The organism is Bordetella muralis (assembly GCF_965139205.1).
Classification (GTDB): domain Bacteria; phylum Pseudomonadota; class Gammaproteobacteria; order Burkholderiales; family Burkholderiaceae_B; genus Bordetella_A; species Bordetella_A muralis.
The window spans coordinates 592,852-614,817 of the sequence record NZ_CBCSIU010000001.1 but is presented as its reverse complement, the minus strand read 5'-3'; the positions used below and the strand labels follow the sequence as shown (position 1 = coordinate 614,817).

The following is a 21,966-nucleotide window of genomic DNA, read 5'->3' as shown; positions in this document are numbered from 1 at the left end:
ACTACTACGCAAGGAGTGGTCGCAAAGCAAGACCCACCCCGCATGCAAACATCCGATTATATAACGCATGTGAGGCAAAAACAGGGACGGCAGGACATTCCTCATGCCGCATCGCCGCAAGAAGCAAAAACTTAGGTACAATACCGCCTCTTTGCGCCCGTAGTTCAATGGATAGAATGAGAGTTTCCGAAGCTCTTGATACAGGTTCGATTCCTGTCGGGCGCGCCATAGAATCAATGGCTTGGATTGCATTTGTGTCCGCGTCGTGCCCAAAGCGCCGTGTTGTTTGCGCGTAACGCTCGACGAGCCCTTCGCATCTTGTCTGGACGATTTCAGTCCTCTTCCTCGCAACGGCCAGCGCTCACAGCGCGATCACTCAACCGTACTGGCCCAAGCTCTCGGGCGTACGTCGGGCTCTCGCAGAGGCGCGAATCTACATATATGTACTCCTGGCAAAGATGCCAGCGTGTATGGCCAGCGCAGTGAGTTCTGCCTCTGCAGGCCATGGCAAAGCAGATAAATTCCTAATTTTGTCCGCTTCTTTTTCGATACTTTTCGCGAAACCAGCCAGTGCCGATAGGGATTTGGTCCCTGGGCGTTGCTGGGCTTCTAGAGCTCCTCTGGGCAGATCAATGCCGTTGCGCTGCGCGCGCACAATGAGTTCACGGAACTCTTCCTGTATGTGCTGTGGCACCGCGTATTTCTTTATCGACGCGTTGCGTGGCTTGATCGTGGGGACGCTGTCTATGTCAATGCTGCTCGGCTTTTCATGACGTTGTTCAGGCTCACTAGAGAAGCGAAAGTCATCGATAGATGAGATCTTCATGGAAAATCCTCACTGTCACGGCTCGCGCCTGACATTCATGCCGCTCATGTAATTGAGCTATTTTTCAAATTCTTTGATGAACTCGGCGGCTTTATTCCGCAGCAAGCCGTACTCACTTAACTGGGGCTTGGCCGGTGAGGCTCGCCACTCCATCTCTTTTTTTTCCGCCTCTGCGTGAATTTTTTTGGCCACGTTGACGAGATCAGAGACGTGCTTGCTCCCCGAACGGCCTTCAGCTTTAACGAAAGTTTCGGATAGCCCTAGTCCTGAGCTTTTGGCACCCCAGATCAGTTCGTTGTACCTATCGCGGACCTGCGGAGGCAGGCCAGCTGTCACCTTGGGGGTTCCGCGTGGTTTTGCTAGGTGCGCCGCATTTGCCCTGATCTCATCGGGATTCTCGGTGCGCTTCTCAGGCAGTACGCTCAGCAGCGTGCTGACAGCGGCGTTCCCGACAGCGATCAGATTCGACGTCACAGTGTTGAACAACGAGGCCGGCAGCATGATGACAGACCAACCAAACGAGCTTAAGCGCGAAGCGAAGCCCGCTTTGTGATTTGACAAATTGTCTTGAGCGTCACAGGCTTGCTTACTATCCCCGTTACTGATGGAGTGTCCGGATAATGGACCCATTGCGCCTACCAGGTCGTTCATGGTGCTATCGCTGTGGATCGTAGCGCTGTCCGATGACGCTTGTGCCATGTCAACGGGTGCCTCTCGAACGAGAGAGCGCATAGTGCTTTGCCCAGGATCGGTGTTCATTCTCGTCGTCATGAAGGCTATTCCTTGTTAAGGCCTATGGGAAAACGCCAAGCGTTGTTCCAGTCCGGTCGGAGGCCCGACCCGATCCAGTTCGCCGTTGGCATACCGCCGCCAGAATGTGGCCGTTTGAGTAAAGGCACCGACTACGTTGGCTAGTGAATGCGCATCCAGTAGAACCAATGGAACGCGTAGCGACATGGCCAAGGTCTCGCCGCTCATTCCCAACGTGGCGCCGCCGGTAGCTGCCCACAGATAGTTGGCCTCCATAGCGACTTGCAGGATCTCGGCCCTACGCTCGGCCGAGATTTCGACCAACGCAGAAAACAGAACGACGTCTCCCGTTCGATCGTCTCCCTCATAAAACAGGCTGATGGTGATGCCATCGACAATGAGTTCTTTCGTTTTGAGAAATTGCTCTGTCGATGGCAATCCAATTTCGTCAGCGAATGCGGTCAACAACGCTACGTAACGGGAAGCCATGGCACAGTCCTTTCTACGTGAAGCAAGGCTGACGTCTTAGATTCCGGCAGGGAATACCGAGGTCGAGAGTGTGTCGTTCTGAATGCCAGTAGGTATGACCGCGACCGGTTTATCAGGCGCCGCAGCGAACGGATTGATTCTGTTCCACAGTCCTGCCACAAAACCGCCATCGGTCGCAGCCACCTTGACTGCAGGGCTCATCAACGCAGTTGCGAAACTGCCTGCTGCCATGATCTGCTCGCCAATCGTTTGAACCCGCGCCCCTACAACCGCGGCGCCTGTTTGTGCCGCGCTGGTCGCGTAATCCAGGGCAGTATTGCCCACATATTGCACGCCGCTTACGGTGCGCTCGGCCGCGTACTGAGCCGTGACCGGCACGCTATTGAGCGCGATTCGATGAGCTGAGAATCCGCCGTGGAGCTCATTCTGATTGACATCAAGCAGATTGGCTAAGGCCTTATATTCCGGGTTTTGGGGATGCTTGAAATCGCCCCCATCGATATAGGGACGCAGATGCTGGAGCGCAATCTTAACCGCCAATTTTGGGATAGCCCGTCGAACCCAGGATGCCTCCTTCTTTTCGGTTTGCTGCTCGCCCTGCACTGGCGGTTTCTTCAGATCATTTGCCGTCGCTGTCTCTGTTCTTTGCGTGACCTGTTCCGGTTTTGCTTCCGGGATTCTTAGCGCCGCATTTTGATTGTTTGGATTCTCATTGGCCCATTGCGCTGCATACTCGTTTGCCGCCTGCTGCGCTCTCAATGCTACTGCGTCGCGTTCGGCTTTTTTTGCCGCCCGCTCCACAGCCTTTTTCTCCATGTGCTCCAGGTTTCTTTCAACCACGTTCTCCAGCAACGCCGCCAGGCGATCCCAATCATTTAAAGCTACATAGGTGCCGATGGTGTTCTGCGCGGGCAGCTGAGTCGTTTCGGACAGGATGCTGGCCAAGGACTTCCTGATCCCAAAATCTGCCGCCGGCAGGGCCTGCAACAAGACATCCACGGCCTCCCTGATACGCGCAGCGTTTCTCTTGTCCATGTCTGTCACGAGCAAGACCCCGATTGCCTGGTTCATTGCTTTGAATTTTGTAGCTTGCTCATAGGCCTTTTTCGCGTCCTTCACCGCCATTTGCGCGCTCGTCTCGAGCTCTACAAAATCGCTGATACCGGCTGCCTCTTCCGATGATTCAGTCGGCCGAACTTTGCTCTGAGCGACATGCGATATTGGTGCGCTGCTCAGTGCACCTTTGTTCTCGTCGATACCATCATCCGATGCGTCGACCAACAAAAAATCAGCTATCTCTTTGTCCACGTCGCTTTGCGCGGCGGACTCGGGCTCTTGCATCTGCAGGGCGGGCACGGGCGATTGCGCCTGTACGGGAAATGTGGCGTTCTCTTTCTCAAGTGCTTTTTGAGCCTCCTCCAGTACGTTTTTCGCGTCGCTGTGAGCTTTCGCAGCAAATGCCGTGGTCAAATCGGCGACGTTACGCAGGAACGGCTCGTTGATCAGTGGCTTGGTCGGCGTGTAGTTGTTCAACGCTTCTATGCAGTTCTCAGGGTTAACCAGATACGCGTGTAGGCATCCAGCTGCAAGCGTCAATTCGGGTTTCGCGTGGAACTTCTCGTCTTGGTGAAATGCCGGATTCTGCAAAATTGCCCGATCGACCAGGGCCCGTATGAAACCAGTTCCCGCACCAACGCCCGCGAGGATCAATTGGCTACGGTAAGTGTCCGATTCCTCTGGGACGACGGCATTCTTGATTTTTTCGCTGAGCGAATCCCAGCCGTGATTTTGTGCATAGACGCCCAGGAACTGGTGAATAGCTTGTTTGCCGATGTAGTCGTTAAGCAGCGTCTGCGCAAGATTAATAGCGGGTTCTTTGGCGCTATCAGGAATATTGCCGGCAGCAGTTTGCTTCTTCAAGGTGTGCGTCAGCAACTCTTTGACGCTGGCAGAAAACTGCTCGTCATCGGCGCCGCGCAAAATCTGATCGGCATATTCGATCAGCTCGGCGCCGGTGATGCCCGCAATGGACTCCGCATACTTGTCGACGGCTTTATGGGCGCTGGCGATACCTAACCCCAGTCCGATCGCCTGGTGCAGAACGGCTTCGGCAAGCGTGTTGCGAGTGACTCGGCCGCCGGTGAGGCGCGAGGTCAGGTCATTCAGGTTGTCTGAATAGTTCAGAGCACCGAACGCAGCGGTGTGCACCGCCAGCGAGATGGATTGGTAGACAGGGATGTGCATAATAATTAGCCGAAAAAAGTAGTTAGAACCCCGGCAGCGTCACGATAGGCTGAACAGTCATCGGCGACCGCGATTAAACGTATGTGCAATCAAGGCGCGCGAGCGAGAAGAGCTTATGCATGGACGGGCAGGGACTGGGCGACGTTGACCGCGGCCTGTACGACTTTTTGCTCCCAGTCTTCGATCAGATGGGGCAAATAGGCGCTCCAGCGGCCGGCCTGATTGACGAGGGCTTCCAGTTGTGCGATCGCCGCGGGGCTATCGAGATCGGATAGCGAAATGGTCTTGAACAGAATCACCTGATCCTGCTGCGGCTCAAAGCCAAACATGCAGCCGTCTGTTGCCGCACCGAACATATGAGCTTGCAACAGCATGGCGAAGAACGCATCCCGATGTGTCGCGGGTGCGTTGCTGAGCATGCAATAGGCGTGCGTGATGCCCTTACTCTTGTCGTGATGGATGTTCTCCCGCAACTTGCTGTCCATATCCATAAAGGCCGTGGCGAGCCGGCCCACTTCGTCTCTGTGCAGATCTGGAAGGGTTGCGATGTGACGAGGTACGCTGCTCTCTGCCTGCACTGCTTGATCGGGGAGCTGCCGCGCATATGATGTCAGCCTCTTTAGGGGCTGTACGATGCGCGCGGCGAAGAACCATGCGCTCATTAATGCAACCAACAACATGGCGCCAAAGATCAGGGCCTGGCTGCGTAGCAGTTTTCGGGCTGGCGCGGTCAAGTCTTTTTCCGGAACCGCCGCCACAATCGTCCAACGCAGTGGCGCGTAGTGTGCACTGTCAATGGTCCAAAGATCCCGAGAACCTTCCACCTGCAGGCCGTGGAGATTTGCGCGAGCGGGACCGTCCAGACGTTGGCGCAATGTCTGGTCATCGTCGAAGCGGCTATCGAGAAAGCCGCTATGCGCATCTGGTGGGGCGACTACGAAGCGTCCATCGTCGGCAACAATGAACACAAAGCCGGAACGCGCCAGTTTCAACGACAATAACGTTGTCCGCACGGCGTTCTCCATTTGCGTGCGGTATTCCTCGATCTGATTGATGACATCTGCCGCACTGTCACTGACGGCCAAAACCCAGTTCCACGGACCAAAGTAATCGAAGTAGGCGTAGCGCGAGTTGTCGTCGTCGCCAATCATCAGTCCGTCAAGATCTGGTTGAACATGGCCAGCAGGCTGAGTGGAGGTCGGCCTGCGATAGATCCCGAAGCTATAACCGGAATCGTAGCTTTCTTCGAGCGCGAACTGTGCCAGCGGCCGATTTTTGTAGTCATTGATCGACGAGAGGTCACGGCCCCTCATCGGAGGGTAGCCGCTGGCCAGCACGATGTATCGAGTATCAAAGACAAAGGCATAGCGATCGCCGTCGAAGTGCAATTGGTTGATCCATTCACGTGCCAGGTCCTGGGCCATCGCTTCTGTGACCACGCCGTCGTCGGCTAGATCGGCATAGGATTCCAGCGTAGCCTCGATGAGTTTTCCGGTTTGCATGAGCTGGCGTCTGCCATTGCGCACGATCGACACTTTGTTATTGAGCATGGCGCCCCAACGCGCCGCTGCGTCATGACGGATCAGGTCCAGCACGTTGTTGATGGCGTGCTGCTCGCTCGCCATGACCGTATCGGTCACGTTGCGCTGCGATGTCAGCATCACCACAATGGCGACCGCGACCAGCATCGTCGTCACCAGCGCGAAGATTTTGCTATGTAGCGATTGGAATGACATGAATCGGTACGTTAGGGGTCAAGCGGGTGAACAGGGGGAGAGCTCATGCGACGGGAACGGGCGGTCAGCGGCAATACGAGATTTCGGTTGCGCAATGACGCTGAGTAACATCAGCGAACGATTAGTTCCATGCGAAGAGACATCAAAAATGATGGCTCATTGTTTACCCCTTGGGACTGTTCGTCAGATCTGCCAGCAGTGTCAGGCAGTTTCGTTGACGGCGGCGCACATAAGACATGCCTGATAAATAATGGCGCATGAGACGCAAACCATGTCCGCCTAAATGGGCTTCGTCCAGCGATGCGGCCAACGATGGCGTGATGGATTGAGTGGGATCGTAGGGGCGACCGTTGTCGATGATTTCAAGGCGGACCTGCGTGCACGTCGACGTGCATCGCAAGCAAATGGTGCGTGGTGTTGAATCGCCATCCGTGCGATGATTGTCATTGATATGATCAGCGGACTGAAACGCATAGGAAACTATGTTTGTTAATGCTTCGTCGAGACTGAGTGTCAAGGCAAATGCAACTGCTGACGGCCAATGTTCACGACGGCAGATGGTCTCCAGCCACTGCGTGGCTGACTTCACGGTGTTTCGATCAGGAACGAGGTCCAGCGTATCGGTCTGCGGAGGCATGTTGACGTATCTTCCGTCCCATGAATGATTGGTGGGCTTGCATTTAATGCGCATCTACGAGGCAATGAAATGGCGCTTGCAATCGACAGAATCGAAGACACCGTAGTGATATCTGCCGAGGGGCAGATCAATAGCGGCAATGCGTCGGCCATCGAGGCAGAGTTGTTATCACAGGTAGATAAAGGCGAACATCGGATCGTATTGGACCTGGCTATGCTCAGCTACATTTCCAGCGCGGGACTACGCGTGGTGTTGTTGTTAGCCAAGCGGCTCAAGCAGGTCAACGGAAAGTTGGTCTTGTGTGCACTGCAATCGCGGGTGCGTGAGGTGTTTGATATCAGCGGGTTTCTGGCCATCCTGACGGTGGTGGACACACGTGAACAAGCAATACGGACCGCCACCACCGCAGATTGAGTTTGTCCGGTAGCCCCATCACTCGATTGATGAACAGGCTGGCCAGGTGCCGAGGCTTGGACTTGTCTCTGTATAGGGAGTCATGCAAAAGCAGGCTCGGCAGCGGCGCCAGGCGAAGATGGTGCTGATAATTCAATGGCTGTTGTTCCCTCGATCAGGGATTTCCAGCGCAGCGCGATATCTACAAAGGCGCCGATCATGTCGGCAAAGCCTTTGGCGTGGCACAAGGGTAATGGCGTCCGGCCCGCGAGCAAGACTGATCCTGTCCCATGCTGTAAGCCCAAGGTGCAACCGCCCGTCCCTGCCCATAGTGCATTGGCTTGCAGCATGAGGACATGAAGCGATTCACTGCAGGCCGGGACGCCGAGATTCGTGCAGAACACGATATCACCGATATCCTCATCACCCTCTGGCATCAGGCTGACAGTGATGCCATTGACTACGATTTCTTGTGCTGCCAGCAGTAACTGCACCGGCTCCAGGCCCAGGATGGCGGCGTAGTTGCTGAGTAGATGTTCGTAGCGTGACATGGGCGATCTCGGATGAGGGGGAAGAGTGAGAGAAGCTCGGTCGTTCGGTAATGACGGCAAACGTAGGTAACGCCCAGCGGGTTCCTGGTTCCAATGCTGCGCTATTGACCGGAATGGCTGGCTTGTTAATGGAAGGCTGTCTGCCGGTCCTCAGCGTGTACGGGACAGTAGTGATTGGCTTGGCCGCTGGTTGTACTGTCAGTGTTCATTTATTAAAGGGTTTACCCTTATAAACAAGGGGTATTAAACAGGGTTATATATAGAATTGTTTTTTTTATGTATTTTTTGGTTGAGCCAGCCTGGAGCAAAATGAAGATCGCGTTAATTGGTTGTGGTGAGGTGGGGCACTGCTATGCCCAGGCTTGGTTAGCTGCGGGGCACCAGATCGCCGCCGTGTGCGAATTGCGGCACGATGCCGACATGCAGGCCAGGGTGCAAAGCTACGGAGCGACGCTGCACGCGACGCCGGGGGCCTGGTTGGCCGACGCGGATCTCGTGGTGTCGGCCGTGTTTGGCTACGCTGCCCAAGCAGTGGCCGCTCAGGCGTTGCCGTACTTGCGCAGTGACGCATTGTTTGCCGATTTCACGACGGCGAGCGCTGCCGACATGCGCGCGGCTGCGGCGGTCGCCGCCACACATGGCGTGCCGTTTGCAGACGTGGCGATCATGGGGGCGATTGCCCTGCTCGGGGCGCGCACTCCGCTGCTGACTGCCGGAACGGGGGCCGCTGCGGTGGTCGAGTTCGCCCAGGCCTGCGATATTCCCGCGCAAGCGATCGATGGACAGGCCGGTGATGCGGTGCAGTTGAAGCTTTTGCGCAGCATCATGACCAAGGGCATGGAAAGCCTGGCGGTCGAGTGTCTGGTCGCTGCGGAGAAACTTGGTTTGCGCAATGCCTTGTATGACGTGCTGGGCGATATTGACCGTACGCCACTGACAACATTCGTCGATTCTTTTGTGCGCTCTCACGTGCTGCACGCGCCGCGCCGCTTGGCAGAGGTGCGAGAGGCGCGCGAGCAATTGGTCGAAGCGGGCTTGCAGCCTTTGGTGCTCGATGGCGTTGAGCGCTTATTCGCGCGTACGACGCAAGGGATCAACGACGCCCGCGCAGCGCGAGGTGGCGCGCCGTTGGAATTACCCGATACTGTGCAGGCCCGCCTGGAATGGTTGACGCCATTGGCCCAGAAAAAGTGATTTTTACCGCCGCGCCTTGGTGTAGCATGCGCGGCGCATTGGATGTTCACGTCAACGCCGCGCCAAGTAAAACAGATACCGAGCAACGCAACGCTACGACTGTGCAAAGAAAATGATGCGCCAGGCAAACGCCGTGTTGACGTGGCTATGCTTACGATAGAAAGAGGAAGACAATGAAAGTCGTGAAAAAAATGATGGCAGCCGCCGTGCTGGTATCGTGCTCGGCCGCCGCTCTGGCAGCCGATATGGCGGGTTCGCCTATTACGTTTATTTCACCGTTTCCACCGGGCGGTGGTACCGACACGCTGACCCGTATGATGGCAACGGCTATCGGCCAGGATCAGGGTTGGAACATCGTCGTCGAGAACAAGCCGGGGGCGGGTGGTAATCTGGCGTTGGACGCCACAGCACGTGCAAAGCCAGACGGCCACACGCTGGTCATGGCGCAGACCGACAACATCGTGCTCAATCCGTGGCTATATAAAAAGCTGAGCTACGACACCTTCAAGGATTTCAAGCCGGTCGGATTGGTCGCCTCGTCTCCCAGCGTGTTTGTGGTGCTGCCCGACTCTCCCTATAAAACCCTGGATGATGTGGTGAAAGCTGCCAAGGCCAAGCCGGGCGAGGTGTCTCTGGGCATCCCCGGCATCGGCGGCAGCGGAGATTTGATTGGTTATCTATGGCGCAGCGCCGCCGGTATGGAGCTCATGCATGTGCCATATCGTGGCTGGTCGCAGGCCTTTCCCGATTTGATGAGCGGCCGTATCGTGCTGTACACCGGATCCGTCGCGTCGCTGTTGCCGCAGATCAGCAGCGGTAAGGTCCGTGCGCTGGCTGTGGTCGCCGATGAGCGTTCGCCGGCACTGCCCGACGTGCCGACCTTCGTGGAAAGCGGGTTCAAGACCATTAACCAGACGATTTGGTGGGGTTTGATGGCGCCGGGTCAAACGCCCGACGACGTCATTGCTACCCTGAACGGTGCGGTCAATCAGGCGTTGGGCAAACCCGAGCTGGTCAAGAAACTGGAGCAGGCTGGTTATAGTGTCATGAAAGGCACGCCCGAGGACCTGGCGAAACGCCATCGTATCGATCACGATGTCTTTGGCAAAGTGGTGCAGCAAGCCGGTATCCCGCAGCAATAAAGATATTCGTCCTTTTTTTGGAGCGCTTTCATGATCGGTTTTGAAATTCTTTCCCGCAAGCGCGCCGTCAGCGCCGAACTCGTCGAGAAATTTCGCAAGTTGCCGGTGGCAAACATCAGCGACTGCATGTCGCGCATGGCTGCGGGTGGCGCACGCCTGCGACCCATGCATGATGGTACGTTGCTGGCCGGCCCCGCCCTGACGGTGCGCACGCGCCCGGGTGACAATCTGATGGTGCACAAGGCGTTGGGTCTGGCTCAGCCTGGCGATGTGATTGTGGTCGATGCCGGCGGCGATCTGACCAACGCCATTATCGGTGAAATCATGACGTCGTATGCCGAGTCGCGTGGTATCGCAGGCATCATCATCAACGGTGCCATTCGTGACTCCGGTGCGATCCGTCGCAGTGCCTTTCCGGTATATGCCGCGGGCGTGACGCATCGCGGCCCGTACAAGGATGGACCGGGCGTGCTCAACGGCACGGTCGCGCTCGATGGAATGACGATCGAGCCGGGCGATCTGATTCTGGGTGACGAGGATGGTCTGCTGTGCATTCCGTTCGATCAAGCCGAGGAAATCTACCAAAAGGCCTCTGCCAAGCACGCAGCAGAAGAAGTCACATTGGCGGAGATCTCTGCGGGTAAGCTGGATACGTCCTGGGTCGATGCACGCTTGCAGGAATTGGGCTGCGCGCTGCCTGCTCAGAAATAAGCAGACAGGCACCACGTCCGTCCGACGGTCCCAAGGTCTGCTAGCCGGGCTTTGGGGCCGTTTTGCGTTGATTACGGAACAGACGATGCGTGGCTGCCAAGTGCAGCCGCATGGCGCTTTCCGCATAGTCCGCGTCGCGCGCGCGTATGGCGGCGATGATCTGGTTGTGCTGTTCCACGCTGCTCAACATATCGTCTCGGCTGTAGAAATAGAACGATCCGATGATGATGGGCATGTCCAGCAGGTTTTCGACCAAAGTACGCACGCGAGCGGATTGCGCAGCGGCCAGCAAGGCGTGATGAAAGCGGTTGTTGTAGTGCTGTACTTGCGCGACGTGATCTTCGTCCTGGGACTGCACTGCGTGCAGCATGCTGGCGTTGATGCTCGTCAGTTCGTCGATCTGCTCGGCACTGGCGCGTATGGCCGCCGAGCGTGCGGCATAGGGCTCTAGCAGCAGGCGCAATTCGAAAGCCTCAGTGATGTCGCGATCGAGCCAGCCCAGGACGACGGCGCCACGGCGTTCCTCGCGAGTGACCAAGCCGTCATTGACCAATCGTTCGATCGCGTTGCGCACTGGCGTGCGACTAACGTCGAGTTCGCTGGCGATATGTTCCTCGCGCAAACGCTCGCCCGGCAAAAATGCGCCGGACATCAATCGGCGGCGAAGCTCTGCATAGACCAGATCGCTGGCGCTAGGCATGTTCGAAGTCTCTGGCAGAGGAAGAGATAGTCATGATGGTTGTGTTGCCGTCGCGGCCTGCTCGCGTTTCGAGATGTGTGGTTATGGTGATTATGACGTGCTCGTGCAGGCAAGAAAAGAGGAGTTCGCTCTCGGGGGTATCAAGAGATGGGCGAAAATCCGGCGCTGACACATCGATACTAGAGGCGTAGAAAAAAATACGCTGAACGACCCCTGGTTTCAGGGCCGTTCAGCGTGAAGTGATACGGTGTTTACGGGAGTTCTACAACATTGGTCAGCAACATCCCGCTCACACCACACGCTGCCTGAAGTCCGGGTGTTCCCAATTTTCCAGCCGCTCCAGTTGTTGCTGTTCGTTTTGAGCGAGTCTGGCGTGACGCGTGAGTTCAGCGATGACAGACGCATGCGCGGTGGCCAACTCCTCTTTTGACATGTTCTGATAGTCACTGGCCGCGAGTATTGAGTGATCCGCGTGGTGTACTCGGCGCGGGGTCTGCATGCGATTGGCGATATGGTCGTCGTCTCGCAAGGGGATGATTGCAGGCTGAATGCCGAACGTGGCCGGGGCGTTCACCAAGCGCATGCGTAGCACGAAGCCCCCTGTTTTTTCGTCTACGGTGCGCTCGAACTGTACGCCACGGCTGCCGCGTGGAAAGCCCGCATAATAATCATGCAACTGAAAGAGGCCTGGTTCCAGGGTGCCGTGCTGTTCTGTGGCATCGACCATACTGACGGTATAAGCCGTCGGCGCCTGCATCAGGAATTGATAAAAATGACCCTGAGGATCGTCGATCGATAAGCTATTGTCTGGCAACCGGCGCACGGTTGGAGCAGCTGCGTCGCGAGCGATGTCTTTAGGATGGTCTGCTGCGGCATCGAGATACCATGCCAAGGCACGCGTGGTCGTTAGATTCGAGGTGACTGTCTTCGGACCGCTGGCGCCTGAGAATACGACAGACCCAGGCGTGGGATCGTCGCTGATGACCAGCGCACGAGCGATGTTCTGGCCTATATGAAGCTGGTTACGAACCTCAGCCTGCGGTGGCGCAAAACCGCAAGCTTCGCGGTATTGATTCTGCGAGTTGCGATAGCTGACATTGACGATACTGGCACCCTCGCTGGGCACGGAGAGAGTCTGGATCAGGGATCTCCCTTCTCCATTTTGATAGGCGATCTCTGCCCGGTACGCGGTATAGCGGTCTAATAGAGCGCCGGGGATTGCGATGACGCGATGGATCGTTTGACTCGCACTGGACAGGCCGTATCCGATGGCGTTGGAAAGGCTGGCGTTGACGGTGGTAAAGAGCTCTTGAAATGCCTGTTGTGCGCTGGCGAGCGTGGACAGAGATTGCTGGCGTTGTGCGCCATCGCCCATGTTCACGGAGTCCATGCAGCGGCCGGCGGCATTGGCGTATGGGGTGGTTACCGGTACAGCCGAAGCCCGATGCATGGCCGCGGTGAGCGTCTCGAGTCTGGTTTCAAGCGCTTGAACGCGTTGTCGGCGTTCCGCTGCTACGGTGACAATACGGTCCATCGCATTCTTGCGCATGGCTTCGTGTTGGACAAGCGGTTGGAGTTTGCGTTGGCGCTCTTCGACTGCCTGCATGGCGTCGCGAATGGCCAGGTTGACGGCATTTTGGCGTGCCTGGTCGGGAAGGTCGCGCACGGTAGTCAGGCCTAGGTAGCCGCCGCCGAGCAGGGCAGCCGCCTGTGCAAACAAATTCCCCGTCAGACCGGCAACATAGGGCAGGCCCGCCGCGACGGCGCCCCGGCCCATGGCGGAGGTCGCAGCGGCGGCGGCGCCTCTCAACGAATAGCCCCAAGACCGAGCATACTCGCTATTGGTTTGCTCGCGTGCCGGCTGCAAAGAGGAAGGCATGACGGGCTGATGGCGAGGATCTTGGCTTCGCAGTTCCCCGTCGAGCTCGCGCAGCACGCGATCGATTTCGTTGAGCAGCGTTTGGATTTCGGCACAGTTGCGTTCATAGAGCGACGGGCGCGGCGCGGGGACGGCTGACACAGTGGATAGCGTTGCGCCTTCCTGGATGGCGTCCGGGCCGGTTGAGAATAACCATTGAGCCCCATGAACGACCTGCAACGGAAGTGCGGCGAGACCGCTAAATAGAGCGGAAATCCCATTTGATGCTTTGGACGCCTCTGGCACGGAGACCGTGGTCGTGCCGGCGATCATGCTCGAACCCACCGCCTGCGCGGGTGGATGATTTTTGGCGGCGGCTGGGGTTGAGGGCTGATCAAAAGGATCGTGGCCGTTCAGATCGAATACGTTTTCCCCCAGATTGAAATCCGGGAGCCAGCTTTGAATGGGGAAGGACATGTATGCCTCGCTCGTGACAGAGAGAATCCGTGATCGGGATATCGAGGAGCTCGGCCCGAGCCGGTGAAGAATGCAATCCTTGGTAACTGTCAGCGAGCGTTTGGTTCCAGCCGCTAGCCGGCTAAGACAACGCGCTCAATATTTCTGAGGCACTTTCGCGCAAATGCCAATCCGCATAGGCTTCGCTGCTCAGTTGGCTGGAGAGTTCTGCGGCGCAATGTTGCAGGACTTCTACCTGATGTCTGCGAGGCGGATTCGGAATATTTTGGATCGAGCCTACGATGGACAGCGCTCCTGCCAGCTGATCGCCATTACGAAATATTGGCACGGCGATGGTGTTGACGCCGATCATCATTTCTCCGTCGCAGACCTCGTAGTACTGGCGTCGGATCAATTCCAGGCGCTGGCGGATCTGCGCTGGATCCGTGAGCGACCGGTCCGTTTCCGGGGGGAGCGATTCAGCAAGGCGGGCTTCTATGAGCGCGGGGGCCTGAAAGGCCAGGGTGAGCCGCCCCAGGGCCGAGCAGTGAGGCAGTGGCCGGTTGCCCGGCTTGACGCTGATCAAAATCCGGCCATAGATGTTTTCGACGGTGGCGATCACCATGGGGGTGCCATTGATAGGCACGGCCAGCACGGCGGTTTCTTTTAATTCATCTCGTATACGCACCATATAGGGCTCGGCCCGCGCTCTCAGGTCGAACTGGTTGCCGGCGGCTTCGCCCAGCTGGAATACGCGCCAACCCAAATGATAGCGATCTGTGGCGCGCTCCTGTTCGATCAATCCCATTTCTTTCAGGGTTGATAGATGGCGGTGAATACGGGGCTTTGTTTCGCTAAGGGCGTCTGCGAGTTCTGTGACGCCCATGGGCCGCTGTTGAGCAGCGAGCTCATCCAGGATACGTACGGCGACTTTTACGGCTTCGACGGAATTTGGGTTTTTTTCGATCATGTGGCGGTCTGAGCCGGGACTTAGCAGAGGATAGCGAGAATTTTGACGCATTTGCGCTCCGGAAGGGGGATCAGGCTGCAAGGCACCGTTTTGTTATGAACAGCGATATTTAATTTCTTCTAGCGTAACCGTAATCGCTTTGTTATGCTTGTTGAAATTAAATTTCGCTTGTCGTTATAGCTGGGTGAGATGGGCCAGGACGGGCGAGAAGCGTTTCAAGGGGGCGCAGCGCGTGTCTATGCGTATTGATTGCGATCTGCTGACGGGATACTTGGGCAGCGGCAAAACCACTTTGCTCAATGCATGGTTGCGCTCTCCGCTATCGGCTGGCACGGCGGTGGTGGTCAATGAGGTCGGCGAGATCGGGATTGACCAACTGGTGCTGGCGCAAGTGACCGATAACGTCATGTTGCTGGAGTCGGGATGCCTGTGCTGCACCCTGAGCGGCTCATTGAGAGAGACCTTGCTGGATGTGTGCGCTACTGCACGCGCACACGGCGCGCCGTTGCGCCGTATCGTGGTGGAGACCACCGGGTTGGCGGAGCCGCTGCCGATTTTGCATTCACTGCTGGGCGACAAGATTCTGACTGAAATCATTCGTCTGAATCAGGTGGTAGTGACGGTGGATGGGCAGCAAGGGTTGCGGCAGTTGGCGACTCAGCCGGAGTCAGTACGGCAGCTCGCTGCTGCCGAGTGCGTGGTGATCACCAAAGGCGATTTGGCGCCTGAGCAGGACATTCGTGAGCTGCGTGCGCTGATCCATCAGTTGAATACGACTGCAGTGGTACGAGACGCGGCGGGGGGCAGCCTGGCGGAAGAGATCTTTACCGCATCGGCGGGTAGCCTCCAGCGTGAAGCTGTGCTGACCGCCATCGCCGGAGAGCGAACGGAACATCCGTCGCAGCACTGCGATCATCACGGTGAACATCGGCATGGCTCGGAGCACGACGGTGCGCATCATCATGGCGACGATCACGAGCACAGTCGCTGTCAGGACGAGGCTACGCACCATATTGATGATGCAGCGGCACCGCTGTTTCATTCTCGCGTTTCCACGCTCGGATTTCATATCGATCATCCGATCGCATGGCCGGGACTGGCGGCCTGGTGGCATTTGGTTTCGAGTCACTATGGCGATCAGCTATTGCGCAGCAAAGGCTTGCTGCGCATGCAGGATACGGCCAGACCCTTTGTATTCATGCAGACCGTTGGCAAGGTTTTTCATACGCCGGACGTTTTGCAGGCATGGCCCGATGCGGATCAGCGTTCGCGCGTGGTGTGCATCGGTGTCGATCTGGAGCGTGCCTGGCTGGCGCAAAGTCTTTCCGCGCTGCTGATCGATGAGCCTGGGCTTTTGCCCAGCTCGCTGGCTGAACTTTCTCACTTTGTTCCCTCTCATTCGGAGTAACTGATGTCCCATGATTTCGTCTTGCGGGGTGGCATCGTCGTCGATGCGCAGCATGGCGAGCGTCCCTTGGACCTGTTGATTCAAGGCGGCCGTATTGCTGCACATCTGGTACCGGGCACTCCGGTCGGATCGGGCGTGCCAAAAGTTTCCGCACAGGGCCTGCATGTTTTCCCTGGATTGATCGATGCACATATCCATTTCGGCTTTGGCGAAAAAATCACCGAGTACGAGACCGAGACGATTTATGCCGCGCAGGGCGGGTTTACGACTGTCTTGGGATATTTTCTGAACAACGAGGATTACACGGACGTTTTTCGGCGCGAACAGGAATACGCCCGTACCCGTGCTCACGTTGATTATGGATTTCATTTCAGTGTCGCCAACGAAATGCATGTGCGGGAGCTGGCGGAGTATGTAGGCAAGTATGGTGTGACGTCGTTCAAGTACTTCATGAATTTCAAGGGCGAGGAGGGACGTTACCTCGGCTTGGATGGCACGGATGACGGCTATTTCTATGATCTGTTGGCGCAGGCCGCGCGATTGGGTGATGTCAAGGTCGTGTGTCATACCGAGAACATCGAGATTGTGAATCGCCTGCGTAAACGGTTTCAGGCCGAAGGGCGCGACACGTTGAAGGATTGGTCAGCCTCGAAGCCCGCGTTTACCGAGGCGGAAAACTGCGTGCGGGCGATGATGTTTGCCGAGCATCTGAACGCTCGTATCTACATTCCCCATTTGAGTACGCGTATGGCGTTGGACGAGGTGCGCAAGTGGCGGCAGCGCTATGAGCACGTTTATGTCGAGACGTGCCCACACTATCTGACACATGATGAAAATGCCGATATCGGGCCGGTGGGCAAGGCGAATCCACCGTTTCGCTCGAGTGATGATGTGCAGGCGATGTGGGAAGGGCTGAATGACGGCAGCATTGATGTGGTGGCGTCCGATCATGTGCCGCGTAAGAAATCGACCAAGGAGCGGCCGCTCTGGTTGGCATCGCAGGGATTCCCCGGAACGGCCACGATTCTGCCAGTGCTGTTATCTGAGGGTTACCACAAGGGTCGGCTCAGCCTGGCGCGTATTGCAGCGGTGCTGACACAGCGTCCCGCCGAGATTTTCAACCTGGATCCGGACAAAGGATCGCTGCAGATTGGCGCGCATGCGGATCTGACCTTGGTCGATCTGAACAAGGTTCGTACGGTCAGGGCGCAAGAGCTGGGATCCTACTCGGATTACAGCCTGTATGACGGCTGGGAACTGAAGGGATGGCCCGTGCGCACGATCGTACGTGGCGAGACGGTGATGCAAGACGGGAAAATTCTCGGAAAACCGGGCTACGGCCAGTATCTGAAGCGCAAACTGACATCGACGCAAGGGAATTCGCAATGAAGCCGTGGGACAACATTATCAGTGACGAAGAGCAGCGTGCCTATCGCGCCGCGGGTTTCGGGCGGCCGTCTGGCATCGGCGTGCGCCCCGCGTTGTTGATTATCGACGTGCAGTACCGCACTGTGGGGACAACGCCGCAGCCTTTCTGGGAAGCGATCAAGGAATTCCCTACGAGCTGTGGCGATGTGGGGTGGAAAGCGGTCGCGAATATTCAAAAGCTGCTGGCGGTATTCCGGGAAAAAAAATGGCCCGTTCTGTATCCACACGTCGCGCCGAAGAAGGCTACGGATGGTGGACGCCTGGCCGAGAAAGTCCCCGCGATCATGAATATTCCGGCGCATGGATATGAGTTCGTGAAAGAGGTGGCGCCGCGCGAGGGCGATGTGTTGTTGCCCAAAAAACATCCTAGCGCTTTCTTTGGTACGGCATTGGCCAGTCATCTGATCGATCTGCAGGCCGATACCTTGATCGTGACGGGTTGCACGACCAGCGGCTGCGTGCGAGGCAGTGTGGTGGATGCGTTTTCGTTGAATTTCAAAGTGATCGTTCCTGAGGATGCGGTGTATGACCGCAGTCAGGTGTCACATGCCGTGAATCTGTTTGATATGTCTGAAAAGTACGCCGATGTCGGTACGACCGCAGCGGTCATGGAAAAGCTGAACACAATCGGCGGTTGAACCGCCTGCACTCTCCCAAGGGGAATGACATGAGATACGCACGCAGGAAGATCGTTGCAGGACTTGCCTTGACCGCGACATGTTTGGGTTGGGTCGGTATGGGTTGGGCGCAAGCGGCAAGTAAAGAACCATTGAAATTCGGCTTGGCGATGCCGTTGACTGGCTCGCAAGCCCTGTTTGGTGCGGATCAAGCCAAGGCTGCGCAATGGGCTGTGCAGGACATCAATGCCAAGGGCGGCGTGGACGGTCATCCCCTCGAGATGATCTTGCTGGATACTCAGGCTGATCCCAGATTGGGCATCAACGCGGTGAACCGTCTGGTGAATGTAGACAAGGTGCCTGTGTTTGGCACGGCATGGAGCGCCGTTGTCAAAGCCGTCGCGCCGATTGCCAATCGCAGCGAGGTGCTGGCGTTGAGCGTCGGGGCGAATTCGCCGGAGATCGCCAAGCTGGGCGACTATCTTTATACGACCTATCCGCTGGCTGATGTGGATGTGGTCGCGCAGGCTCGCTATGCACGCGAAACGCTTAAAAAAGAACGCGCCGCGGTGCTGTACATTCACAACGATAGCGGGGTCGAGGGCGCGAAAATCTATCGCGATGCCTTTGAATCGCTCGGTGGAAAAGTTGTTGCATACGAGGCCTATGACGCGCAATCGACAGACTATACCGGTGCCTTGCTGAAGGTCAGGACCTCTAATCCGGACATCATCCATATCCAGGGCCTGGTCTCGGATCTGCCGCAGGTGATTGCGCAAATTCGCCAGTTGGGGATCAAACAGCCCATCTCGACGTACTCGGCTGGCTATAACCCCAAAGTCATCCAGCAGTTGGGTGCCGCTGCGGAGGGGTTGATGGTATCTGCTCTTGCGCCGTCTGCGGAACAGAATCCGCGCATTGCCGAGTTTGTCGAGCGTTGGCAGAAAACAGAGGGGCGCATTCCCAATGGCCTGCCTTATACCCAATATCTGTATGACATGCCGTACTTGATCGCCGATCTGTACGGGCATCTGCTCAAAAGCGGCAAGCCGTTGACGGGCGCCAATATGCGGCAAGCGTTGGTGGAGGTCGCGAATTTTGACTTGCCCATGACCGGAAAGCTGCAGGTCAGCGCCGATCATAGAGTGAAGAAGCCCGTTTATCTATTCGAAGTCAAGAACGGTGCGTTCACGCCATTGGCGACTGTCGAGTAAGCGGATAGCAACTGCGTGGATAAAAAAAGGCGGCGCGGGCCGCCTTGCTAGGAGCAGGAATGCTGGACTTCCAGACCTTATTGCAGATTTTCTGGACCGGCCTGGCCAATTCGACCTATGCGGTGCTGCTGGCGGCGGCTTTTGCATTGGTGTTGAAAGTGGTGAAGGTATGGAACTTCGCCCAAGCCGGCATGATGGGGATCGCGTACTACACGATGTATTGGGCCATTCAGAAACTGGGATGGCCAGCCTATGCCGCGCTGGCGCTAGGCGCCGGCGCGGCGATTGTCGCCGCCCTGGCAATGGAGATATTCGGGCTGCAGACTTTTCGACGTCGTCATTCGCCGCCATTGACGTTCTTTATTTTTACTTTGGTGATCTCGGAACTGGTGCAGTATGTGTTGGCGATGATCGCCGGTACGGAGCCGGTGTCGCTCGCCGCGAGCATCATGTCGACGTCTTATATTGTAGGAGGTGTGGTCGTCAGCGAATGGGATTTGAAGGCCATTGCGGCGACAGTGGTTTTGATGTCGATGCTGTTCTTCATCATGAGACGGACTCGCCACGGTCAGTACATGATCGCAGCGGCAGACAATCCGCATCTGAGCCGTCTCTATGGGGTCAATGTGCGTAAGGTCTATGCGTTGACCTTTGTGATAGCCGCTATCTTGATCGCCGCCGGGATGTACTTGTTTGGTACGCGAGCCTCTATGGTGCCCAATACGCCTCTGGAGATGATGTTGTTCGCGGTGATCGCTGCATTGTTGGGCGGCATGGGAAATGTATTCGGTGCTGCGATTGCCGCGGTATTTCTAGGCCTGCTGCGTGCGTTCAGCATTCTGGTCATTCCGTCGGCGTGGCAGAGCTTGATCTTGTACGCGCTGCTTTTCATCACCATTCTGTTTTTCCCGAAGGGAGTGCAGTTGGCAGGCTTGATGCGCAAAAGGCCGGTGGCCAAGTCCACAGCGTCTGGCGCCTGAGACACGGATCGGAGTCATACATGGAATACGTTGCGTCGCTTTTGGTTCTGATCGGGCTGTATATCGTTCTGGCATCCAGCTTTAATCTGATCATCGGTTTCGGCGGGTTGATCAGCATTGCGCATCCGATTTTTTTTGCGTTGGGTGCCTACACAGTCGGGGTGCTGAGCACGCAGTTCGGTTTGCACCCCGTATTGAGCATTGCCGCGGGATTCGTTGTGGCGATGTTGGCCTCGTTCATGTTGTCGTTGCCTTCGTTGCGCATATCAGGAGACTATTTACTGATTACCAGCATCGGATTTCAGCTGGGGTTGTTGGAAATTATCAAGAACCTGGATTTTGTCGGGGGTGCCAGCGGGCTTGGAGGGATTCCCAATATCGTGCAGGAGAATCGCAGCCTGGTGTTTGCGGCCATTGCGTTGGGGATTTCGGTGGTAGTGGTATTGGCCTTGCGAGCGTTGGTGCGCGGCCCATATGGCAGAGCGATTCAAGCGATGCGCGATGATGAGTTGGCATTCCTGGCGTTGGGCCGCAATGCCATGAATATCAAGATCGCCATTTTCGCGGTGGGTTCCGGAATCGCGGGAGTCGCAGGTGGGCTCTACGCCTACTACTACCAATACCTGACGCCGGATCAGTTTCAGATTCTGCAATCGGCCATGATTCTGACGATGGTGGTGGTGGGCGGTATGGGCTCGGTGTATGGGCCGGTGGTTGGGGCTGTGCTGCTGCTCTTGCTGCCCGAGGCGATCACGTTCCTGAATTTGCCATCCGCCATCATGGGGCCGTTGCAAGGGGTGATCTTTACTTCGTTGGTGATTCTGTTCCTGTTCCTGCGGCCACAGGGGTTGGTGCCTGCGAGCAAACGTCTTTCAGCCGAGGGCAGCCATGAGTAATGTGCTCAATTTGAATGGAGTATGCAAGCGCTTCGGTGGCGTGGTGGTGGCGGACCACATCACGCTGGAACTGAAAGCGGGCGAGATCCTGGGTTTGATCGGGCCGAACGGAGCAGGAAAGACCTCACTCTTTAATCTGATTTCCGGAGTGTTTCCGGCCGACAGCGGCTCGATGATGCTGGCAGGAAAATCTTTGTCAGGGTTGCCTTTGTATGCGCGGGCGCGGGCCGGCGTGGCCAGAACATGGCAGCACATGCGCTTGTTTGGTTCGTTGAGCGTTCTGGAGAACCTGTTGGTTGCGCCCACGGATTATCCAGGAGAGTCGTTGTGGCGTTTGCTCACGGCAGGGCCTTCGGTACGGCGTGCCGAGCAGCAGGCGAAAGAGCGTGCCATGCACATCCTGCAGCGGATGAAGCTATCAGCCATGGCCGACACGAACGTCAATGACATCACGTTCGGTCAGCAAAAGCTCGTGGGATTGGCGCGCGCATTGATGAGCCAGGGACCTTTGTTGCTGCTCGATGAGCCGATGGCTGGTGTGGAAGGCGCCGCCTACGAGACGATGCGCGAGATTGTGCGTGAGGAAGCCGCCTCGGGACGGGCGGTGTGTGTGGTGGAACACAACGTCTCGTTCATCAAGGATCTCTGCAATAGCGCCGTATTCATGGCACAGGGCAAGATCCTGGAGCGTGGTGATGTGGCGTCCTTGCTTGAGAGCAAGACATTGGCCGAACTGTACTTCGGCCAATGAGGGCCGCGCTTGGGG

The 21,966-nt window shown here is 56.8% G+C and carries 21 protein-coding genes and 1 tRNA gene; 12 read left to right on the top strand and 10 right to left on the bottom strand.

What is annotated here, in order from left to right:
- Nucleotides 1–153 precede the first annotated feature (153 nt).
- A tRNA-Arg gene (locus ACNA0I_RS02830) sits at nt 154–228 on the top strand.
- A gap of 205 nt (nt 229–433) precedes the next feature.
- On the opposite strand, the gene ACNA0I_RS02825 is transcribed toward ACNA0I_RS02830, so the two are convergent.
- From ACNA0I_RS02825 to ACNA0I_RS02800, 6 genes are all read right to left on the bottom strand, one after another.
- Entirely contained in the window at nt 434–826 is a 393-nt protein-coding gene (locus ACNA0I_RS02825) for a hypothetical protein (RefSeq protein WP_415804536.1), read from the bottom strand.
- 57 nt (nt 827–883) lie between these two features.
- Nucleotides 884–1,477 (bottom strand): hypothetical protein, encoded by a 594-nt coding sequence (locus ACNA0I_RS02820; RefSeq protein ID WP_415804535.1) that lies wholly within the window; start codon nt 1,475–1,477, stop codon nt 884–886.
- A 135-nt stretch (nt 1,478–1,612) separates the two neighbouring features.
- Nucleotides 1,613–2,065: a type III secretion system chaperone gene (locus tag ACNA0I_RS02815; RefSeq protein WP_415804534.1), complete on the bottom strand. Its 453-nt coding sequence runs from the start codon at nt 2,063–2,065 to the stop codon at nt 1,613–1,615.
- Between the two features lie 36 nt (nt 2,066–2,101).
- Complete coding sequence (locus ACNA0I_RS02810; RefSeq protein WP_415804533.1) at nt 2,102–4,309, bottom strand: hypothetical protein; 2,208 nt, start codon at nt 4,307–4,309, stop codon at nt 2,102–2,104.
- Between the two features lie 113 nt (nt 4,310–4,422).
- Nucleotides 4,423–6,045, bottom strand: coding sequence for a cache domain-containing protein (locus tag ACNA0I_RS02805; protein ID WP_415804532.1), 1,623 nt, complete (start codon nt 6,043–6,045; stop codon nt 4,423–4,425).
- A 163-nt stretch (nt 6,046–6,208) separates the two neighbouring features.
- Nucleotides 6,209–6,682: an ATP-binding protein gene (locus ACNA0I_RS02800; protein WP_415804531.1), complete on the bottom strand. Its 474-nt coding sequence runs from the start codon at nt 6,680–6,682 to the stop codon at nt 6,209–6,211.
- A gap of 69 nt (nt 6,683–6,751) precedes the next feature.
- Here ACNA0I_RS02800 and ACNA0I_RS02795 point away from each other — a divergent pair, with 69 nt between their 5' ends.
- Nucleotides 6,752–7,096: an STAS domain-containing protein gene (locus tag ACNA0I_RS02795; RefSeq protein ID WP_415804530.1), complete on the top strand. Its 345-nt coding sequence runs from the start codon at nt 6,752–6,754 to the stop codon at nt 7,094–7,096.
- A gap of 80 nt (nt 7,097–7,176) precedes the next feature.
- Here ACNA0I_RS02795 and ACNA0I_RS02790 read toward each other — a convergent pair whose 3' ends face one another.
- Nucleotides 7,177–7,626, bottom strand: coding sequence for a type III secretion system chaperone (locus ACNA0I_RS02790; RefSeq protein WP_415804529.1), 450 nt, complete (start codon nt 7,624–7,626; stop codon nt 7,177–7,179).
- Between the two features lie 309 nt (nt 7,627–7,935).
- Here ACNA0I_RS02790 and ACNA0I_RS02785 point away from each other — a divergent pair, with 309 nt between their 5' ends.
- From ACNA0I_RS02785 to ACNA0I_RS02775, 3 genes are all read left to right on the top strand, one after another.
- Entirely contained in the window at nt 7,936–8,820 is an 885-nt protein-coding gene (locus ACNA0I_RS02785; protein WP_415804528.1) for an NAD(P)-dependent oxidoreductase, read from the top strand.
- Between the two features lie 173 nt (nt 8,821–8,993).
- Nucleotides 8,994–9,962 carry a Bug family tripartite tricarboxylate transporter substrate binding protein gene (locus tag ACNA0I_RS02780; RefSeq protein WP_415804527.1) on the top strand — a complete coding sequence of 323 codons (969 nt, stop codon included), beginning with the start codon at nt 8,994–8,996 and terminating at the stop codon, nt 9,960–9,962.
- Between the two features lie 30 nt (nt 9,963–9,992).
- Nucleotides 9,993–10,673: an RraA family protein gene (locus ACNA0I_RS02775; protein ID WP_415804526.1), complete on the top strand. Its 681-nt coding sequence runs from the start codon at nt 9,993–9,995 to the stop codon at nt 10,671–10,673.
- Nucleotides 10,674–10,713: 40 nt separating this feature from the next.
- On the opposite strand, the gene ACNA0I_RS02770 is transcribed toward ACNA0I_RS02775, so the two are convergent.
- The 3 genes from ACNA0I_RS02770 to ACNA0I_RS02760 form a co-directional block, all read right to left on the bottom strand.
- On the bottom strand, nt 10,714–11,373 hold the full coding sequence (locus ACNA0I_RS02770; protein WP_415804525.1) for a GntR family transcriptional regulator: 660 nt from the start codon (nt 11,371–11,373) through the stop codon (nt 10,714–10,716).
- Nucleotides 11,374–11,662: 289 nt separating this feature from the next.
- Complete coding sequence (locus ACNA0I_RS02765) at nt 11,663–13,708, bottom strand: hypothetical protein (protein ID WP_415804524.1); 2,046 nt, start codon at nt 13,706–13,708, stop codon at nt 11,663–11,665.
- A 121-nt stretch (nt 13,709–13,829) separates the two neighbouring features.
- Entirely contained in the window at nt 13,830–14,708 is an 879-nt protein-coding gene (locus ACNA0I_RS02760; RefSeq protein ID WP_415804523.1) for an IclR family transcriptional regulator, read from the bottom strand.
- Between the two features lie 187 nt (nt 14,709–14,895).
- Between ACNA0I_RS02760 and ACNA0I_RS02755 the strand changes: the two genes are divergently transcribed.
- The 7 genes from ACNA0I_RS02755 to ACNA0I_RS02725 are packed head-to-tail and all read left to right on the top strand — an operon-like array spanning nt 14,896 to nt 21,951.
- Entirely contained in the window at nt 14,896–16,065 is a 1,170-nt protein-coding gene (locus ACNA0I_RS02755; protein ID WP_415804522.1) for a CobW family GTP-binding protein, read from the top strand.
- Nucleotides 16,066–16,068: 3 nt separating this feature from the next.
- Entirely contained in the window at nt 16,069–17,454 is a 1,386-nt protein-coding gene (locus ACNA0I_RS02750; protein ID WP_415804521.1) for a dihydroorotase, read from the top strand.
- Nucleotides 17,451–18,131 carry an isochorismatase family protein gene (locus ACNA0I_RS02745; RefSeq protein WP_415804520.1) on the top strand — a complete coding sequence of 227 codons (681 nt, stop codon included), beginning with the start codon at nt 17,451–17,453 and terminating at the stop codon, nt 18,129–18,131. Before ACNA0I_RS02750 ends, ACNA0I_RS02745 begins: the two co-directional genes overlap by 4 nt.
- 29 nt (nt 18,132–18,160) lie before the next feature.
- Nucleotides 18,161–19,324, top strand: a complete 1,164-nt coding sequence (locus tag ACNA0I_RS02740; protein ID WP_415804519.1) for an ABC transporter substrate-binding protein — start codon at nt 18,161–18,163, stop codon at nt 19,322–19,324.
- A 59-nt stretch (nt 19,325–19,383) separates the two neighbouring features.
- Nucleotides 19,384–20,304: a branched-chain amino acid ABC transporter permease gene (locus ACNA0I_RS02735; RefSeq protein ID WP_415804518.1), complete on the top strand. Its 921-nt coding sequence runs from the start codon at nt 19,384–19,386 to the stop codon at nt 20,302–20,304.
- A 20-nt stretch (nt 20,305–20,324) separates the two neighbouring features.
- Nucleotides 20,325–21,200 (top strand): branched-chain amino acid ABC transporter permease, encoded by an 876-nt coding sequence (locus tag ACNA0I_RS02730; RefSeq protein ID WP_415804517.1) that lies wholly within the window; start codon nt 20,325–20,327, stop codon nt 21,198–21,200.
- On the top strand, nt 21,193–21,951 hold the full coding sequence (locus ACNA0I_RS02725) for an ABC transporter ATP-binding protein (protein WP_415804516.1): 759 nt from the start codon (nt 21,193–21,195) through the stop codon (nt 21,949–21,951). Before ACNA0I_RS02730 ends, ACNA0I_RS02725 begins: the two co-directional genes overlap by 8 nt.
- Nucleotides 21,952–21,966: the final 15 nt, after the last annotated feature.